Source organism: Photobacterium chitinilyticum (assembly GCF_004104355.1).
GTDB lineage: Bacteria > Pseudomonadota > Gammaproteobacteria > Enterobacterales > Vibrionaceae > Photobacterium > Photobacterium chitinilyticum.
In genome coordinates this window covers 1-351 of the sequence record NZ_RJLM01000288.1, presented here as the reverse complement: position 1 = coordinate 351, position 351 = coordinate 1, and the positions used below count along the sequence as shown (strand labels likewise).

The following is a 351-nucleotide window of genomic DNA, read 5'->3' as shown; positions in this document are numbered from 1 at the left end:
CAAGTCCCATATCATCAGCCAAAATCCCACCAAAACCATAATGATGGAGCATCTGCAACCAGCCAATTCCCTTTTCCTGATAATCTCGCAAGTCAGCCTTGACCTGAGTTGCTTGCAAAGGAAAGTCCTCTGGATGCGTCAAATCCTGGGCCAGATTCTGGAATTCTTGTGAAAAAGAAACACGGTCTCGCCCTTCAAAGAGATGAGCTAAACTGTAGGCCAAGGATTTCCGAGCCTGCAAGGTCCCATCTTTTAATTCAAATTGCCCCAGTTCCTGTAGATTTTGGCGAATTTTCTTGGTTTCTTCATCGAAAAAGTAAACTTGATTAGACGAATCAATATAAAAATCCT

Annotated in this window: 1 protein-coding gene; it reads right to left on the bottom strand. The window is 42.7% G+C overall.

Annotated features, from left to right (window positions below):
* Positions 1–351 (bottom strand): SNF2 helicase associated domain-containing protein (locus tag EDI28_RS26765; RefSeq protein ID WP_164918656.1); only part of this gene is annotated, 351 nt, incomplete at both ends.